The 15,655-nt window shown below is 56.7% G+C and carries 15 protein-coding genes; 3 read left to right on the top strand and 12 right to left on the bottom strand.

The features are described from left to right. Nucleotides 1-4: 4 nt before the first annotated feature. From atpA to asnC, 10 genes are all read right to left on the bottom strand, one after another. Nucleotides 5-1,546, bottom strand: coding sequence for a F0F1 ATP synthase subunit alpha (atpA, locus tag IT763_RS23180; RefSeq protein ID WP_206195046.1), 1,542 nt, complete (start codon nt 1,544-1,546; stop codon nt 5-7). 12 nt (nt 1,547-1,558) lie between these two features. Then, nucleotides 1,559-2,092 (bottom strand): F0F1 ATP synthase subunit delta, encoded by a 534-nt coding sequence (atpH, locus tag IT763_RS23175; protein ID WP_015376133.1) that lies wholly within the window; start codon nt 2,090-2,092, stop codon nt 1,559-1,561. Between the two features lie 14 nt (nt 2,093-2,106). Beyond that, nucleotides 2,107-2,577: a F0F1 ATP synthase subunit B gene (gene atpF / locus IT763_RS23170; protein WP_004933804.1), complete on the bottom strand. Its 471-nt coding sequence runs from the start codon at nt 2,575-2,577 to the stop codon at nt 2,107-2,109. A 57-nt stretch (nt 2,578-2,634) separates the two neighbouring features. Then, nucleotides 2,635-2,874 carry a F0F1 ATP synthase subunit C gene (atpE, locus tag IT763_RS23165; RefSeq protein WP_206195045.1) on the bottom strand — a complete coding sequence of 80 codons (240 nt, stop codon included), beginning with the start codon at nt 2,872-2,874 and terminating at the stop codon, nt 2,635-2,637. 49 nt (nt 2,875-2,923) lie between these two features. Beyond that, complete coding sequence (atpB, locus tag IT763_RS23160; protein ID WP_015376132.1) at nt 2,924-3,703, bottom strand: F0F1 ATP synthase subunit A; 780 nt, start codon at nt 3,701-3,703, stop codon at nt 2,924-2,926. Between the two features lie 22 nt (nt 3,704-3,725). Beyond that, nucleotides 3,726-4,109: a F0F1 ATP synthase subunit I gene (gene atpI / locus IT763_RS23155; protein ID WP_004933796.1), complete on the bottom strand. Its 384-nt coding sequence runs from the start codon at nt 4,107-4,109 to the stop codon at nt 3,726-3,728. A gap of 639 nt (nt 4,110-4,748) precedes the next feature. Next, nucleotides 4,749-5,369 (bottom strand): 16S rRNA (guanine(527)-N(7))-methyltransferase RsmG, encoded by a 621-nt coding sequence (gene rsmG, locus IT763_RS23150; RefSeq protein WP_015379471.1) that lies wholly within the window; start codon nt 5,367-5,369, stop codon nt 4,749-4,751. A 138-nt stretch (nt 5,370-5,507) separates the two neighbouring features. Continuing rightward, nucleotides 5,508-7,397, bottom strand: coding sequence for a tRNA uridine-5-carboxymethylaminomethyl(34) synthesis enzyme MnmG (mnmG, locus tag IT763_RS23145; RefSeq protein WP_033639108.1), 1,890 nt, complete (start codon nt 7,395-7,397; stop codon nt 5,508-5,510). Nucleotides 7,398-7,777: 380 nt separating this feature from the next. After that, nucleotides 7,778-8,218, bottom strand: coding sequence for an FMN-binding protein MioC (mioC, locus tag IT763_RS23140; protein ID WP_049299628.1), 441 nt, complete (start codon nt 8,216-8,218; stop codon nt 7,778-7,780). Between the two features lie 100 nt (nt 8,219-8,318). Further along, nucleotides 8,319-8,780, bottom strand: coding sequence for a transcriptional regulator AsnC (asnC, locus tag IT763_RS23135; protein ID WP_004933786.1), 462 nt, complete (start codon nt 8,778-8,780; stop codon nt 8,319-8,321). 155 nt (nt 8,781-8,935) lie between these two features. Between asnC and asnA the strand changes: the two genes are divergently transcribed. Then, nucleotides 8,936-9,928 carry an aspartate--ammonia ligase gene (gene asnA, locus IT763_RS23130; RefSeq protein WP_016929623.1) on the top strand — a complete coding sequence of 331 codons (993 nt, stop codon included), beginning with the start codon at nt 8,936-8,938 and terminating at the stop codon, nt 9,926-9,928. Between the two features lie 4 nt (nt 9,929-9,932). Here the strand turns inward: asnA and viaA are convergent, their stop codons facing one another. Both viaA and ravA read right to left on the bottom strand, forming a co-directional pair. Beyond that, nucleotides 9,933-11,396: an ATPase RavA stimulator ViaA gene (gene viaA, locus IT763_RS23125; RefSeq protein WP_004933781.1), complete on the bottom strand. Its 1,464-nt coding sequence runs from the start codon at nt 11,394-11,396 to the stop codon at nt 9,933-9,935. A gap of 2 nt (nt 11,397-11,398) precedes the next feature. Further along, complete coding sequence (gene ravA / locus IT763_RS23120; RefSeq protein WP_152903354.1) at nt 11,399-12,907, bottom strand: ATPase RavA; 1,509 nt, start codon at nt 12,905-12,907, stop codon at nt 11,399-11,401. Between the two features lie 283 nt (nt 12,908-13,190). Here ravA and kup point away from each other — a divergent pair, with 283 nt between their 5' ends. Together kup and rbsD are read left to right on the top strand one after the other, a co-directional pair. Beyond that, on the top strand, nt 13,191-15,059 hold the full coding sequence (kup, locus tag IT763_RS23115) for a low affinity potassium transporter Kup (protein WP_015379467.1): 1,869 nt from the start codon (nt 13,191-13,193) through the stop codon (nt 15,057-15,059). Nucleotides 15,060-15,229: 170 nt separating this feature from the next. Continuing rightward, the gene (rbsD, locus tag IT763_RS23110) at nt 15,230-15,649 is read left to right on the top strand and encodes a D-ribose pyranase (RefSeq protein ID WP_206195044.1); all 420 of its coding nucleotides are present in this window, start codon (nt 15,230-15,232) and stop codon (nt 15,647-15,649) included. Nucleotides 15,650-15,655 lie beyond the last annotated feature (6 nt).

Here is a 15,655-nt window from a genome sequence, read left to right as displayed (position 1 = left end):
GGCGTTACCAGGACTGGGTTTTCTTGAAGGTCTCGAGGACGTCTTTCAACTTGCCCTCGATCTCATCATTGAAGTTGCCAGTTTGGTTGATGTGGTTCAGCAGTTCGGCGTGCTCGCGATCCGCATAGGCTACCAGCGCGGCTTCGAAGCTCACCACTTTGGCGACTTCGACGTCGTTCAGGTAACCGCGTTCTGCGGCAAACAGCACCAGAGACTGTTGTGCAACCGACATCGGCGCATACTGTTTCTGTTTCAGCAGTTCGGTCACTTTCTGACCGTGGCTCAGCTGTTTGCGGGTCGCGTCGTCCAGATCGGAGGCGAACTGGGAGAACGCAGCCAATTCACGATACTGCGCCAGCGCGGTACGGATACCGCCGGACAGTTTCTTCATGATCTTGGTCTGCGCGGCGCCACCAACACGGGATACGGAGATACCCGGGTTAACTGCCGGACGAATACCGGAGTTGAACAGGTTGGATTCCAGGAAGATCTGACCAGCGGTAATCGAGATTACGTTGGTCGGAACGAACGCGGAAACGTCACCCGCCTGGGTTTCAATGATCGGCAGAGCGGTCAGTGAACCGGTTTGGCCTTTAACTTCACCTTTGGTGAAGGCTTCAACGTATTCGGCGTTGACGCGCGCTGCGCGCTCCAGCAAGCGGGAGTGCAGGTAGAATACGTCGCCTGGGTAAGCTTCACGACCTGGCGGACGACGAAGCAGCAGGGAAATCTGGCGGTAAGCAACGGCCTGTTTGGACAGGTCATCGTACACGATCAGCGCGTCTTCACCGCGGTCACGGAAGTATTCGCCCATTGCGCAACCGGCGTATGGCGCCAGGTATTGCAGTGCGGCGGATTCGGAAGCGGTCGCCACCACCACGATGGTGTTGGCCAGTGCGCCGTGCTCTTCCAGTTTGCGCACCACGTTAGCGATGGTGGACGCTTTCTGGCCGATAGCCACGTAAACGCATTTGATGCCGGAGTCGCGTTGGTTGATGATCGCATCGATCGCCAGCGCGGTTTTACCGGTCTGACGGTCACCGATCACCAGCTCACACTGGCCACGGCCGATTGGAATCATGGCGTCAACGGATTTGTAGCCAGTCTGAACCGGCTGATCAACGGACTGACGCTCGATAACGCCTGGCGCGATAGCTTCTACCGGAGAGAAGCCGTCGTTCTCAATCGGGCCTTTGCCGTCGATTGGCGCGCCCAGGGTGTTAACTACGCGGCCCAGCAGACCACGACCGACTGGAACTTCCAGGATACGGCCGGTGCATTTAACCTTCATGCCTTCGGCCAGATCCGCGTACGGACCCATGACCACGGCACCGACGGAGTCGCGCTCCAGGTTCAATGCGATTGCGTAACGGTTGCCAGGCAGCGCGATCATTTCGCCCTGCATAACTTCGGCCAGGCCGTGTACGCGGATGATCCCGTCGCTGACGGAAACGATAGTACCTTCATTGTGAGCTTCGCTCACTACATTGAACTGAGCAATGCGCTGCTTGATCAGTTCGCTGATTTCGGTGGAATTCAGTTGCATGCTCCAGTCCCCTTAAGACTGCAAGACGTCTGTCAGGCGTTCAAGACGACCGCGAACGCTGCCATCAATCACCATATCGCCGGCGCGAACAACGATGCCGGCCAGTACAGACTTGTCAATTTTGCAATTCAGCTTAACTTTGCGTGACAGACGTTTTTCCATCGCAGCGGCGATTTTCGCCTGCTGTTCGTCGTTCAGCGCGCTCGCAGAGAGCACTTCGACTTCGACGGTGGATTCCAGCGAGGCGCGCAGTTCGATGAACTGCTGCAGCACGGCAGGAAGAACCAGTAAACGTCCATTTTCGGCCATTACACGGATAAAGTTCTGGCCATGTTCGTCGAGCCGATCGCCACAAACCGCGATGAACGTCTTGGACAGCGTTTCTGGCGCAACCGCGCCAGACAGCAGTTCAGAAATCTGTTCATTGCGAGTGACTTCAGCCGCAAACGCCAGCATGTCCTGCCAGCGCTCTACGCTTTGGTGCTCAACGGCAAAGTCAAAAGCTGCTTTGGCGTAGGGGCGAGCTACAGTTACAAATTCAGACATCAGCCCCTCCCTCCTTACAGTTCAGCGACCAGTTTATCAACGATGTCGCTGTTAGCAGCTTCATCCACGGAACGTTCGATGATCTTCTCGGCGCCGGCAATTGCCAGCATCGCGACTTGCTTACGCAACTCTTCACGAGCGCGCTTACGTTCGGCTTCGATCTCAGCCTGAGCCTGCGCCACGATTTTGTTACGTTCCTGCTCGGCTTCGGCTTTCGCTTCATCCATGATCTGAGCTTTGCGTTTGTTCGCTTGCTCGATGATCACCTGAGCTTCTGCTTTGGCAGTTTTCAGCTGGTCGGTCGCATTGGCTTGCGCTAAGTCCAGATCTTTTTTGGCACGCTCTGCAGAAGCGAGGCCGTCAGCGATTTCTTTCTGACGTTTCTCGATGGCAGCCATGATCGGCGGCCATACGTACTTCATGCAGAACCAGACAAACAGAACGAACGCGATGGCCTGGCCGAGGATTGTTGCGTTAAGATTCACAGCACAATGCCTCTTTAAAAGTTAATAGTTTGGTTACGTCGTAGAGGGTTGCTCTACTTACGCGACGGCGAACATCACGTACAGACCCAGACCTACAGCGATCATCGGGATGGCGTCGACCAGACCCATAACGATAAAGAACTGTGTACGCAGCAGAGGAATCAGGTCAGGCTGACGAGCAGCGCCTTCCAAGAATTTACCACCCAGGATGCCGATACCGATCGCAGCACCGATTGCCGCTAAACCCATCATCACAGCGACAGCCATGTACAGCAGATCCATACTCAGGTTTTCCATGATAGTCTCCAGTTTGTTTCAGTTTAAAAGTGCAAGTGTTTTAAGAAAATCAGTGCTCTTCAGACGCCATCGACAGATAGACGATCGTCAGAACCATGAAAATAAAGGCTTGAAGCGTAATGATCAGGATGTGGAAGATAGCCCAAGGCAAGCTCAGGACCCACTGTGACCACCACGGCAACAGGCCGGCAATCAGGATGAAGATCAACTCACCCGCATACATGTTGCCGAACAGTCGCAGACCCAGTGAAACAGGTTTGGACAGCAGGCTGACACCTTCAAGAATCAGGTTGATAGGAATGAATACAGGGTGGTTGAACGGCTGCATGGTCAACTCTTTAACAAACCCGCCAACGCCTTTCATTTTGATGCTATAGAACAGAATCAGGATAAACACGCCCAGCGCCATCGACAGCGTGACGTTCACATCGGCGGTAGGCACGACGCGCAGCGCAGGCAGGCCGAGGATGTGTTCGCCAACGTAAGGCAGGAAGTCGATGGGCAGCAGGTCCATCAAGTTCATCAGAAACACCCAGACGAACACGGTCAGCGCCAGCGGCGCAATCACCTTGCTCTTGCCGTGGTACATGTCGCGCACGCTGCTGTCGACGAAACCGACCACCAGCTCCACGGCGGTTTGCAGTTTACCCGGCACGCCGCTGGTGGCGTTTTTGGCCACTTTGCGGAAGATCACCAGGAAAAGCGCCCCGAGGACGACGGAGAAAAACATCGAGTCGATGTTGATCGACCAGAACCCAGTCCCGACCTGAAGCTGCGTCAGGTGGTGACCGATATACTCCTGTGGAGTCAAGACTTCTCCTGCAGACATGATGCCTCTTACCCTTATTTAGTTAAGTTCGGTAACTGTTAATCACGGCCGGTGCCACTATCTGCACCACTAACACCGCTAAATAGGTCAGGCCAAGCGGTATAAACTCCGCCTTGAACACCCCCAGCGCCACGATCAGCAAAACGATGGTGATCACGACCTTTAGCCCCTCGCCGATGGCGAACGACCAGGCAACCCTACCGGGCGCCGGCGTTTGCGCCTGATGGCGCAAGGCAAACAGCATAAACATTGCACTCGGCAACCAGGCGGCGAGACCGCCTGCCAGCGCCGAAGCGCTCCATTCCGGGCTTTTCAGCCAGAAAGCAACGCTGATCAGAACAAAAGTCATTAACTGCAAAAACAGCAGTTTGCGTGCGACTTTCCCGCTGTAAAGGGACACAGACATGACGTTTGTTCTCTCCGTACCCCAGAGGGGGTATGCTGAGTGACGTATACAACTGTTTTTGCTGTCCTGAGTCAAGCAGCAAAAAACGAGCAAATTATACGGGGCATACCAACGAATTCAATCGATAAGTAGCGAAAAGGTGAACAATTATTTAAATTTCCCTATTCCAGCCTATTTTCACAAGAAAACGGTCGGAATAATAGGGCGCATTTAATTGTCTGATTATTCCAGCGTTGCGTTTAGAAACGCGAAGCCGATCACAGTAATGTCCCTTCCTGATTTATAGCCGATGGTCAACCAAACCGTCTTTAGCAATTTGAGCGATCAAAAAATTATATAAATCAAAACATTACCAGTTAACTGTTCAAAAACAATCCGTATACCCGATGAAAACCTTTTATTGACAAGCAGCGGGGCAATATTCCAACAGCCAATTAACATTAGCAGCAAACGCCAATCTTTCGCACATGATTGCTAACGTGACTATTTCCAAATGCAATTACTCTATTGTCGCTAATTAGCCGCGTTTTTTGTGTTAATAGAAAGTAAATTAACTAAAAAAAGCGACCAACTAATTAGCCTGCTTACCTTTCTACTTGGTACGACCTTTAATTCACGCTTGTTTGATCAAAAGCAAACTCAGTTTGCCTTAAGAATCACCAGATGACGTTCGCCTTCCAGTTCAGGCACCTGCAGCCGCACGATGGACTCCAGGCTAACGCCAGCCGGCAGCTGCGTCAGTTCTTCATCCGGACGCACGCCTTTCAACGCGTAAAAACGCCCCTGCCCTTTCGCCGGCAGGTGATGGCACCAGGACAGCATATCCTGCAGCGAAGCGAATGCCCGGCTGATCACGCCATCGAACGGCGGCTCGGCCGGAAACGCTTCGACGCGGCTCTGCACCGGCTCGATATTGTTCAGGCCCAGCTCATGCTGCACCTGACGCAGAAAACGCACGCGCTTGCCCAGGCTGTCGAGCAGCGTGAAATGCGCGTCCGGGCGCACGATCGCCAGCGGAATGCCCGGTAAACCGGGGCCGGTGCCGACATCGATAAAACGCGAGCCCTGCAGATGCGGATTGACCACAATGCTGTCGAGGATGTGGCGCACCAGCATTTGTTGCGGATCGCGCACCGACGTGAGGTTATAAGCCTTGTTCCACTTATCCAGCATGCCGACATAGCCCAGCAGCTGCTGTTTCTGCTGATCGGGCAGCTCAATGCCTGCTGCCGCGAGCAGCGAGTCTAATTTTTTTTGCACAACGGATCCTCTGGCAGGCGCTGAACGACCAGCGGATGGTTAGCTGGCGCAATGAGGCGACTATGATAATTCAGGGCGCAAGTGATGTCAGCGGCCGTTTGGCTACGGGTTGAGCAAACGGCCGCCTGGATGCGGGATTTATGCGCTGCGGCGCAGCAGTCCCTGCTTTTTCAGCCAGATCAGCAAAATCGAGATCGCCGCTGGCGTAATGCCGGAGATGCGCGAAGCCTGGCCGATGGAGTTCGGTTTGTGATCGTTCAGCTTGGCGATCACTTCGTTCGACAGTCCCGAAACCTGACGGTAGTCAAGATCCAGCGGCAGCACGGTATTCTCGTTGCGCTGCTGTTTTTCGATCTCTTCCTGTTGGCGAGCGATGTAGCCTTCGTATTTGACCTGGATCTCGACCTGCTCGGCGGCTTGGACGTCGTCCAGCGGCGGCGCGAAGGCGTCGGTGCCGGTCAACTGCGCGTAATCCATCTCCGGGCGACGCAGCAGTTCTTCGCCGTTCGCTTCACGCGACAGCGGCGCTTTCAGCAGCACATTGACCTGTTCGACGTTCTCGGCGTGCGGATGCATCCAGATGTCGCGCAGGCGCTGACGTTCGCGTTCGATTCGCTCCAGCTTCTCGCTGTAACGCGCCCAACGCACGTCGTCCACCAGGCCCAGCTCGCGGCCTTTTTCCGTCAGGCGGAGATCGGCGTTGTCTTCGCGCAGCATCAGACGATACTCGGCGCGAGAGGTAAACATGCGGTACGGCTCTTTGGTACCAAGGGTGCTGAGATCGTCCACCAGCACGCCGAGGTAGGCCTGATCGCGACGTGGCGCCCAGCCCTCTTGTTCATCGGCGAAACGCCCGGCATTCAGACCGGCCAGCAAGCCCTGCGCGGCGGCTTCTTCATACCCGGTGGTGCCGTTGATCTGGCCGGCGAAGAACAGGCCCTGAATGAATTTGCTTTCCAGCGTAGGTTTCAGATCGCGCGGATCGAAGAAATCGTACTCGATGGCATAACCAGGGCGAATAATACGCGCGTTCTGCATTCCTTCCATCGAACGGACGATCTGCATCTGCACATCGAAAGGCAAGCTGGTGGAAATCCCGTTAGGGTAAATCTCGTTGCTGGTCAGCCCTTCCGGCTCAAGGAAGATCTGGTGCGCGTTGCGATCGGCAAAACGCATGACCTTGTCTTCGATCGACGGGCAGTAACGTGGGCCGATCCCTTCGATGATCCCGGCATACATCGGGCTGCGATCGAGGTTATTGCGGATCACGTCATGGGTTTTTTCATTGGTGTGGGTGATGTAGCACGCCATTTGTTCCGGGTGCTGGCTGGCATCGCCCAAGAAAGAGAATACCGGCACCGGCGTATCACCGTGTTGCGGCGCCAGTACGCTGAAATCGATAGTGCGAGCGTCGATGCGCGGCGGCGTACCGGTTTTCAAGCGGTTAACGCGCAGCGGCAGTTCACGCAAACGCTGCGACAGTGAGATCGAAGGAGGATCCCCGGCGCGGCCGCCGCTGTAATTCTCCAAGCCGATATGGATCTTGCCGTCCAGGAAGGTGCCTACGGTCAATACCACCGCCTTGGCGCGGAATTTCAGGCCCATTTGGGTGACGGCGCCGACTACGCGATCGTTTTCGACGATCAGATCCTCAACCGGCTGTTGGAAGATCATCAGGTTGGGCTGGTTCTCCAACGCGGTACGGATCGCCTGGCGATACAAGACGCGATCCGCCTGAGCGCGAGTAGCGCGAACGGCAGGGCCTTTGCTGGCGTTTAGTATCCTAAACTGGATGCCGGCATGGTCGATCGCCGTCGCCATCAAGCCGCCGAGCGCATCAATTTCCTTAACCAGATGCCCTTTACCAATACCGCCAATCGCCGGGTTACAGGACATCTGTCCCAGCGTATCGATATTGTGTGTCAATAATAAAGTCTGACGTCCCATGCGCGCCGCGGCCATGGCGGCCTCGGTACCTGCATGGCCACCACCGATGATGATGACGTCAAATTGATCTGGATAAAACATGGAACTGCACCTCGCCGTATTGCGAACGATCGTATTTGCCCTGGGGTCGGGGATTCTACTCAAGTTTAGACGATCGACCAAGTGGTCCGGATCGTCGGTAATTAAAAGAAGATCTTTTTTATTTAAAGATCTCTTTATTAGATCTCTTATTAGGATCGCGATCCTCTGTGGATAAGTGACTATTCACGATGAAGATCAGCAGATTAAGGAGGATCGTTTGCTGTGAATGATCGGTGATCCCGACGCAGATAAGCTGGGATCTAAAAGGCTTGTTATGCACAGGACAAAAAGCGCTCTACGGTTGTTATTGGGATAACTACGGCTTTTACCCTGCTTTTAAGCTTAGTTATCCACAATCGTTCGCGCGATCTTTAGACGAATTAGAGTAAATTAATCCAGTTTTTTACCCATTCCTCGGCCGGATCCTCGGGAATTTCATGCTCGGTCACGTCGATCTCGAGACGATCGCCGATCCTTTTAGCGCCTCTGGCGATCAACAGATCGTCGATCTGTTTGATCGCGCCGCAGAAGGTGTCGTATTCCGAACTGCCCAAACCGACGGCGCCGAACTGCACCTCGGAAAGATCCGGCTGCTGCTCAGCGATCTGTTCCAGCAGCGGTTGAAGGTTATCCGGCAGTTCGCCGGCGCCGTGCGTGGAAGAGACCACCAGCCAGCGGCCGGCCAACGGCAGTTCATCCAGTTCAGGGCCGTGCAGCATCTCGGTAGAGAAACCCGCGTCTTCCAGCTTTTCAGCCAAATGTTCAGCCACGTATTCGGCACTGCCAAGCGTACTGCCACTGATCAGAGTAATGTCTGCCATGAACCAACGATCCCAACCTTCTCACTCAAAGTGGCTGCATTGTACGCTGTGAATCGGCTGGGATCTACCTGTGGATAATGTGGGTATGCAATTTGGCGGGTTACGGCACGATGGTGCGCATAATGGGGTTCTGCAGCGAGATCAGCGTTTCGGTAGACTGGATCTCGTCGATGGTCTGGATCTTGTTGATAAGTACCTGTTGCAACGCGTCGATCGATCGGCACATTACCTTAATAAAGACGCTGTAGTGGCCGGTGGTGTAATAGGCTTCCACCACTTCTTCCAGGCTTTCCAGCTTCTTCAGCGCCGAAGGGTAATCCTTGGCGCTCTTTAAGATGATGCCGATAAAGCAGCACACGTCGTAGCCCAGCTGTTTGGGGCTGACGTCGATGCGCGCGCCGGTGATGATCCCGGCCTGCTTCATCTTCTCCACCCGCACATGAATAGTGCCTGGGCTGACGGCGAAGTTTTTCGCCAGTTCGGCGTACGGTGTGCGCGCATTGTCCATCAGGGCGTTGAGAATGCCGCGATCGAGATTATCGATCTGATAAATTTCCGCCATTTAATCCCCCATTAATTAACGATTGTTGAATTCTGTCCGGGTAAAAATGAACGATTAAAAGTGAAAAGGCAATATTGATTAATGGATATTGAATAGTCGTGTCATTTTGTTGCTTAATCGATGGCAACAGAGACAGGTTTACAAGAGATACGGCAATGAAAAAACAGTTTATCCAAAAACAACAACAAATCAGCCAGGTCAAATCCTTCTTCTCCCGCCAGCTGGAACAACAGCTCGGTCTGATCGAAGTGCAGGCCCCGATCCTTAGCCGCCTGGGCGACGGCACGCAGGATAACCTTTCCGGCAGCGAGAAAGCGGTGCAGGTCAAAGTCAAAACCTTGCCGGACGCCACCTTCGAAGTGGTGCATTCGCTGGCGAAATGGAAACGCAAAACCCTGGGCAGCTACGATTTCGGTGCCGGCGAAGGCCTGTATACCCATATGAAGGCGCTGCGCCCGGATGAAGACCGTCTGACGCCAATCCACTCGGTGTACGTCGATCAGTGGGACTGGGAGCGGGTGATGGGCGACGGTGAGCGCAGCCTGGACTACCTGAAAAACACCGTGCGCAGCATTTACGCTGCGATCAAGGCGACGGAGGCGGAAGTCAGCCGTGAGCATGGCCTGACCCCATTCCTGCCGGAACAGATCCACTTCGTGCACAGCGAAACCCTGCTGCAGCGCTATCCGGATCTGGACGCCAAAGGGCGTGAGCGAGCGATTGCCAAAGAATTGGGCGCGGTGTTCCTGATCGGCATCGGTGGCAAGCTGTCGCACGGCAAATCGCACGATGTGCGTGCGCCGGATTATGATGACTGGACTACGCCGACGGCGGATGGACTGGCGGGCCTGAACGGCGATATCGTGGTGTGGAACCCGGTGCTGCAGGACGCTTTCGAGCTGTCTTCCATGGGCATTCGCGTCGACGCCGCGGCGCTGAAACATCAGCTGGCGCTGACCGGCGACGAAGAGCGCATGAAGCTGGAATGGCACCAGTCGCTGCTGCGCGGCGATATGCCGCAGACCATCGGCGGCGGCATCGGTCAGTCGCGTTTGGTGATGCTGCTGTTGCAGCTGTCGCATATCGGCCAGGTGCAGTGCGGCGTGTGGTCGCCGGAAGTGCGCGGCGCGGTCGAAGGCCTGCTCTAACCGCCTAGCGCCGCCAGCGGCGCATCAAACGGCTTTTCAACCCGGTATCAAAGCGCCAGATATGATCGAAGATGCGCATGATGCCGGGTTTGCCGTAAGCGGACATCGCCACCGCGTGGAAACGTTGCTGGTGGCTTTGTTGCTGCTGTTTCACCTTCTTTATTACCTCCTCCGGCAACCGCTGGGCGATAAAATCGGAAATGATCACCGCATCGGCGTCGAACCAGCCGCTCTCCGCCATTTTGGTGACGGTGGCGTTCAGGCAGGCCGCCAGATCGGTGCCGCCGCGAAACTGCTGGCCGAGAAAGCGCACCGCTTGTTCGATGCCGCTGGCGGCGGTGAGTTCGTAATGCACGATCTGGTTGGCGAACAGCATGATATAGCAGCGGCGGTTGTCCGCCAGCGCAATGCGCAGCAGCGCCAGACAGAAGGCCTTGGCGCACTGTTCGTTAAAACCGCCCATCGATCCGGAGGTGTCCACGCAGACGATAAACGGCCCGCGCGGCTGTTGATCCTGCTGCTGGTGAGTGACCTGGCGGATCAGGATCTGTTCCTGCCAGACGTCGCCTTGCAGACGGTAGCTCAGCAGCCGCTTTTCCAACAGGCGGCGGTAGAACTCGAATTCCAGCTCTTCTATCCCCAGCGTCGCCAGCTCCGGCGGCAGCAGGCGCAGGATGTCGTCGCTCTGATGAATGCCGCTCACTTCTTCCGGCAGCGTGGCCGGCACCTGCACCATGACCCTGAACGGCTCCGGCTGCGCGTCCTGTTGCTGCACCGCCTTGGCCTGATAGCTGCGGCCCAGCTGTTGCGCCAGCTTTTTCAGCTCCGGCTGCTGCTGCAAAAAGTTGCCGTACTCCACCAGCCGCTGGTAATCGCCACGCTGCAGCTGGCCTTTGCTCATGTCCCACAGCCTGCCGGCGGCGGTGTCATTTTCCGACAGCAGCGGCTCCAGCGCGCCGCTCAGCGCCAGGCGCTCCTGCAGCTCCGCCATCAGCTGCTCGCGCTCTTGTTCCAGCAACTGGTGGTGCAGCATGGTGGCCTGCAGCGTCAGGCTGATGCGCCAGCGCTGCAGAAACAGGGTTTGAAAGCTGTCGTCAAGCGGGTGATTGGGCAGATCGGCGGCGTCCACCAGCGCGCGCGCCTGTTCATAAAACGGTGAGACCAGCTGGCGCAGCAGTTCCATCGTGTCGTTGAGGTTGTGATAAAACTGGGTGTTGTTCTCCAACTGGCACTGTTGGTAGCGGTAAAATTCCTGCGCCAGCGCCGGCGGCACCATCGCCTCCTGCAGACGTTCCTTAAGCTGCAGCTTCCAACGCGGCAGATCGCGATCCAGCGCCCGGCGAAGGGCCGGAAACTTTTTAAAGAATACCGACAGCTGCGGCGCCGCCAGCATGCCGACGATCATCTCCTCGATCATCTCGCCTTCGGTGATCGCCAGCAGCAGATCGAGCGTCTCCAGACTGAGCATGGTTACTGGCCGCGCATTTGCTGCAGTTGTTGTTTAACCTGTTCCGCGACCTGCAGCAGACTGGCTTCGATCTTGGCCAGGCCGGCTGCGGGCGTGAACAGACAGGGCTGATGTTGGCTGAAGGCGCGGCGTTGCTCCGCCAGGCGCTGGGCCAATCCGTCCATTTCATCCAGCAGCGCTTGCGGCGTGGCGGTGGCCTGTTTGCCCGGCAGCGCCAGCAATGACGGCTGGCGGCTGACGTCCAACACCGTGAGGTGCAGTTGATCGTCCACGTCCAAATCGATCGGCTGCGCGAAGCCGATGCCATTTAGCTTGGCGCGCACGTCACCGCCTTTTTGCAGCCAGTTGTCCAGCGCGCTGCTTTCGATGCTCAGATGATTGACCTGAATGTCATGCAGCTGCAGCGGTTTTTGCAGCAGCAGGGTGAGGGGGCCGCCGGGGAACGGCGTGGCCGGCGCGTATTGCGGTTTACGGCTGAACATGCCGCCCTTTTTCACCAGGCTGATGGCCTGCCGATCGCTTTGCTGTTGCTGGTCCTGCAGCCAGCGGGTGTGGATCTGTTGCAACTGGATCAGCATCGATTGTTGCTGATAGGCCGACTCGGTCAGCAACTGATCGATCTGCTGTTGCAGCAGCTTCAGCGAGGTGAGATCGTGCCACAGGCAGTCTTTCAATAGCATCAGGTCGAGCGGGGCGATGGCGTCGCGCCCGCTGAAGAAGGCGCAGGCTTGCAGCAGGCGCAGGGCTTTTTTCCAGCGCCGATCGGAGACGTAAGGCGCCTGCTCCAGCGCATCCAGCCGCTGGCGCAGCTGGAAGATCAGCTCAAAACAGGCTTCCGGCAGCGCAACTTTGTCGATCTGCGGTTGCCACTGCAGAAACTCTTCGTCGCTGATGCTCAGCGCTGCCGGCACCGGGTTTTGGCTTTCGCTCTGGCGGTTGACCAGCAGCGAGCGGAAATTCTGTTTATCCTGCACCTTGTCCAGCCACAGACGGATCAGCATGCGGTCATATAAGGCTTCGAGGCTGTTGTCCGCTTCGGGCAGTTCGTTGGAGGCGGTGACCAGCAGGCGCAGCGGGATCGGTTCTTCGCTGTTGCCGTTGCGAAAACGGCGTTCGTTGATCGCCGTCAGCAGGGTGTTAAGGATCGCCGGGCCGGCCTTCCAGATCTCGTCCAGAAACACGATCTCCGCTTCCGGCAGATAGCCGGCGGTCAGACGCTGATAGCGCCCCTCATCTTTCAGCGCCTGAATCGAGAGCGGGCCGAAGACCTCCTCCGGCGTGGAAAAACGCGTCATCAGGTATTCAAAGGAGCGGGCGTTGCGGAAGGCAAACTTCAGCCGGCGCGCGATCAGGCTCTTGGCGATGCCGGGCGGGCCGAGCAGGAATACGCTTTCGCCGCTCAGCGCCGCCAGCAGGCACAGACGGATTGCCTCTTGCCGCTCATAAAGACCGCTCTCCAGCGCGTTGCTGAGGCGGGAAATTCGTTCTGCCAGAAGGGATGATGGCGTCATATAATTGTCGCATTGTCCGAGAGTTAGCCAATCTTGGTCGATAATCCGATGATAAACCACCATTATTTTTAGTGGTATAGCCTGTTGATTAGTAATATTTTTCTAAGTTAAGCCGGATATTCGGTTCACATTTTGTTTATTTTTCGGCTCTGATATAAGGGTAGGCAAGCGGTATAAATGGTGCATACTGTGCGGCTTTCTGGTGGGCGTGACGGATCTTTGAGCCCGTATTTTGCCTGATGCGGATGCATCGCTAACGGATGTTCTGATAAAGAAACGAATTATGAGCGCAGAGCATAAGCAGTCCTTATCGGCGGTAACCTTGGCTGCCATCGGCGTGGTCTACGGTGATATCGGCACCAGCCCTCTCTATACGTTGAGAGAGTGTTTCTCCGGCCATTACGGCTTCGATGTTCGTCCAGACGTGGTTTTCGGCTTCCTGTCGCTGATTTTCTGGATGCTGATCGTGATCGTTTCCCTCAAATATCTCACCTACGTGATGCGCGCGGACAACGCCGGCGAGGGCGGCATTCTGACGCTGATGTCGCTGGCCGGGCGCAATACCTCGGCGCGCACCACTGCGGTGTTGGTGATACTGGGCCTGATCGGCGGCAGCTTCTTCTATGGCGAGGTGGTGATCACCCCGGCGATCTCGGTGATGTCGGCGATAGAGGGGTTGGAAATCGCCGCGCCTGCGCTTGACGCCTATATCGTGCCGCTCTCCATTCTGGTGCTGACGCTGCTGTTCGTTATCCAAAAGCACGGCACCGGCAGCGTCGGCAAGCTGTTCGCCCCGGTAATGCTGCTGTGGTTCATCGTGTTGGCGGTGCTGGGCGCGCGCAGCATCATTTCGAACCCGGAAGTGCTGCAGGCGCTGAATCCCAAATGGGCGCTCAATTTCTTCATGGAATATAAGAAGGTGTCGTTCTTCGCTCTGGGGGCGGTGGTGTTGTCGATCACCGGCGTCGAGGCGCTGTATGCCGATATGGGGCACTTCGGCAAGTTCCCGATCCGTCTGGCCTGGTTCACCGTGGTGCTGCCTTCGCTGGTGCTCAACTACTTCGGCCAGGGGGCGCTGCTGCTGAAAAATCCTGAGGCGATCAAAAACCCGTTCTTCCTGTTGGCGCCTGATTGGGCGCTGATCCCGCTGCTGATTCTGGCGACCCTGGCGACGGTGATCGCTTCGCAGGCGGTGATTTCCGGCGTCTTCTCGCTGACTCGCCAGGCGGTGCGCCTGGGCTATCTGTCGCCGATGCGCATCATTCACACTTCGGAAATGGAATCCGGCCAGATCTACATTCCGGTGATCAACTGGACGCTGTACATCTCGGTGGTGCTGGTGATCATCGGCTTCGAGCACTCCAGCAACCTGGCGGCGGCGTACGGCATCGCGGTCACCGGCACCATGGTGTTGACCAGCATTCTGGTCACCTCGGTGGCGATCAATAACTGGCACTGGAATCGCTTCCTGGCGATCGGCATCGTGACCATCTTGCTGATCATCGACGTGCCGATGTTTTCCGCCAACGCCCTGAAGCTGTTCTCCGGCGGCTGGCTGCCGCTGACCTTGGCGCTGGTGATGTTCATCATTATGACCACCTGGAAGAGCGAGCGCTTCCGCCTGCTGCGCCGCCTGCATGAGCACGGCAACTCGCTGGAGGCGATGATCGCCTCGCTGGAGAAATCGCCGCCGGTGCGGGTGCCGGGCACCGCGGTCTTCTTGTCGCGCGCCACCAACGTCATTCCTTTTGCGCTGCTGCACAACCTGAAGCACAACAAGGTGCTGCACGAGCGTGTGGTGTTGCTGACGCTGCGCACCGAGGATGCGCCTTACGTGCACAACGTGCGTCGGGTGACCATCGAGCAGCTGTCGCCGACCTTCTGGCGGGTGGTGGCCAGTTACGGCTGGCGCGAAACGCCGAACGTGGAGGAAGTGTTCCACCGCTGCGGGCTGGAAGGGTTGCCGTGCCGCATGTCGGAGACGTCGTTCTTCATGTCCCATGAATCGCTGATCCTCACCAAGCGGCCATGGTACCTCTACCTGCGCGGCAAACTGTTCGTTGCTCTGAGCCGCAATGCGCTGCGCGCGCCGGATCAGTTCGAAATCCCGCCGAACCGGGTCATCGAGCTCGGCACGCAGGTCGAGATCTAACCCGCCTGACAGGGGCTCAGCTAGGCTGAGCCCCTTTTGTTTGCGCTTTCTCCGTGCGCGAACGAAACGTTTCGATAACGATCACACTTCTGCATTGTCCTGGTTGCCTTCCCCTGCCGTTTTTTTAAACTCCTCCAAAGAGCGAAACGTTTCGCTAGCGGAGTGAGAAGATGAAAAAAGGCGTATTACTGAATTCCGACGTGTCTGCCGTGATTGCCCGGCTGGGGCATACCGACCAGCTCACTCTGTGCGACGCGGGCCTGCCGATACCGGCGGAAACGCAGCGCATCGATCTGGCGCTGACGCAGGGCGTGCCGACTTTCATGCAGGTGTTCGCGGCGGTCACGCAAGAGATGCAGGTAGAAAGCGCCATCCTGGCGGAAGAGATCGTGAAACAGAATCCGTCGCTCCACGAGGCGCTGCTGGCGGAACTGACCGCACTGGGCCAACGCCAGGGTAACACCATCAGCGTGCGCTATATCAGCCATCAGGCGTTTAAAGCGCAAACCGAGCACAGCCGGGCGGTGATTCGCAGCGGGGAGTGTTCGCCTTACGCGACCGTGATCCTGTGCGCCGGCGTAACTTTCTGAGGCGCG

The sequence above is a fragment of the Serratia sp. CMO1 genome (assembly GCF_015689115.1).
Classification (GTDB): domain Bacteria; phylum Pseudomonadota; class Gammaproteobacteria; order Enterobacterales; family Enterobacteriaceae; genus Serratia; species Serratia marcescens.
This window is presented reverse-complemented; position numbering and strand designations above follow the sequence as displayed.

Coding starts and splice junctions, on each gene's coding strand:
- atpA (WP_206195046.1), bottom strand. CDS start 1,546: ATGCAACTGAATTCCACCGAAATCAGCGAACTGATCAAGCAGCGCATT.
- atpH (WP_015376133.1), bottom strand. CDS start 2,092: ATGTCTGAATTTGTAACTGTAGCTCGCCCCTACGCCAAAGCAGCTTTT.
- atpE (WP_206195045.1), bottom strand. CDS start 2,874: ATGGAAAACCTGAGTATGGATCTGCTGTACATGGCTGTCGCTGTGATG.
- atpB (WP_015376132.1), bottom strand. CDS start 3,703: ATGTCTGCAGGAGAAGTCTTGACTCCACAGGAGTATATCGGTCACCAC.
- atpI (WP_004933796.1), bottom strand. CDS start 4,109: ATGTCTGTGTCCCTTTACAGCGGGAAAGTCGCACGCAAACTGCTGTTT.
- mnmG (WP_033639108.1), bottom strand. CDS start 7,397: ATGTTTTATCCAGATCAATTTGACGTCATCATCATCGGTGGTGGCCAT.
- mioC (WP_049299628.1), bottom strand. CDS start 8,218: ATGGCAGACATTACTCTGATCAGTGGCAGTACGCTTGGCAGTGCCGAA.
- asnC (WP_004933786.1), bottom strand. CDS start 8,780: ATGGCGGAAATTTATCAGATCGATAATCTCGATCGCGGCATTCTCAAC.
- asnA (WP_016929623.1), top strand. CDS start 8,936: ATGAAAAAACAGTTTATCCAAAAACAACAACAAATCAGCCAGGTCAAA.
- viaA (WP_004933781.1), bottom strand. CDS start 11,396: ATGCTCAGTCTGGAGACGCTCGATCTGCTGCTGGCGATCACCGAAGGC.
- ravA (WP_152903354.1), bottom strand. CDS start 12,907: ATGACGCCATCATCCCTTCTGGCAGAACGAATTTCCCGCCTCAGCAAC.
- kup (WP_015379467.1), top strand. CDS start 13,191: ATGAGCGCAGAGCATAAGCAGTCCTTATCGGCGGTAACCTTGGCTGCC.
- rbsD (WP_206195044.1), top strand. CDS start 15,230: ATGAAAAAAGGCGTATTACTGAATTCCGACGTGTCTGCCGTGATTGCC.